Annotated in this window: 1 protein-coding gene; it reads right to left on the bottom strand. The window is 41.4% G+C overall.

What is annotated here, in order from left to right; all coding sequences use genetic code 11:
- Positions 1–1,257, bottom strand: a 1,257-nt coding sequence (gene iscB, locus HMPREF0083_RS12645) for an RNA-guided endonuclease IscB (RefSeq protein ID WP_021621798.1), incomplete at its 3' end; no start/stop codon positions are given.
- Positions 1,258–1,494 lie beyond the last annotated feature (237 nt).

Raw genomic sequence — 1,494 nt, 5'->3', positions numbered from 1 at the left:
GACATATTGCCAGTTATTGTTGTGATTCAGAAACTCACAGTCATTTAGATTGACCTGTTTATACGACTTATTAGGCTTCATGATGTAGCTCCCATGAATATCTTTGACATATGCCGCACCTGTCCCAGTAAAGCCTGTGATATATCCAATTTGCCCATACACCCGTACTCGGTCATTCAGATAAAATCCTTTCAGTTGTTTCACATTCTTTTTGTTTCTCTTGCTCTCCGTATTCTTTGTCTTTCGACCTTTTCGAGCTGTAGCCTCATGCAGCGAACGTTTTTTCTTACGAAATGGCTTGATGTAGAAGACAGAATCACTCATATGCTGAATCGTTTTTATTTCACTTATCGCAACCGCATCATTCGCATGTGTTTTTTCTAATCCTAACTCTTTCCTTCGTGGTGTAGTGATTGACCCATACGTTATGTTAGCCTTCGGGTACTTTGTAAATACTCGTTTACGGAAAATGCTCATGAACGTACCTTCTTTGAAAGTAGGTAATTTCTTTCCTTCCATCATCCATTTCCATAAGATTGCACCCTTTTGGTGGTTCTCATGGGTATGGCAATCTGTACATACCGTGATTAGGTTATCAGCTCGATCACTTCCTCCATGTGAACGATAGACAATATGATGCGTATTCAAAATACCGCCCTTTTTCTTACACACTTGACACGTATAACGGTCCCTTGCGAACACAAAGTAACGGACATCATGATACCCAAGTGTTTGCCCTTGCTGATACTCTTCACCTTGTATCTCAGGATTCATCATCTTCTGAATATCGAACTTCCCCACTTCTATCGTTAATACAGGACTTGGTACAAGAGATAAAAAACTATCAATCCAGTGAAACGTGTTGTCTAGGCGACATTGTATACTTGGGGGCAACCAGTTTTCGTGACGCTTCCGGTTGTCAAATCGAGGCTTTCGATAGCGACATTTTCGATTACGTCTACTTCTTCGATAAATACGTCTTGTTTCTAGCAAACTCTTAACATCCTGACGTACTTCCACCTCTCCTTTGGCAAGTACCTTGTTATTGGTCGTAACCGCTATCCCTGTGTATTTAGCACCTAAATCTATCCCAACATTAATCGGTTGTTTGTAACCACTGCTTCCATACTTCAATTGGATCGTAAATGGTTGATAACGTACGATCTTTGCTTTCTTCTGTTTGAGTAAGAGTCTTGCTTTTCTTGGTTTGCATGGCATCAAGGATTCCCCATGCTTATTTAGTACGAATACGAACATGACGTATTCCCTCCTTTTGGAGTTTGTTTCCCTTCGCCAATGTTGGAATGGCTTCGCAGTAAAACTGCCCAATCAGGTTGACCGTTCCTACCCATTCAGAACTATTACAGTGCCTGCACAGAGCAACGGACTAGGGAATCATCCGAGGGTGTGATCACCATCCCAACGTAGTTTTCGTAAAACTTAGGCTAGACAACTAAAGGCTTTTTTCAAGCCCCCACTTCAAGATTCGGTAGA

The sequence above is a fragment of the Aneurinibacillus aneurinilyticus ATCC 12856 genome, from assembly GCF_000466385.1.
In the GTDB taxonomy this organism is placed as follows: domain Bacteria; phylum Bacillota; class Bacilli; order Aneurinibacillales; family Aneurinibacillaceae; genus Aneurinibacillus; species Aneurinibacillus aneurinilyticus.
Note: the sequence above shows the minus strand (reverse complement) of the source record. Positions and strands in the feature narration are given on the sequence as shown.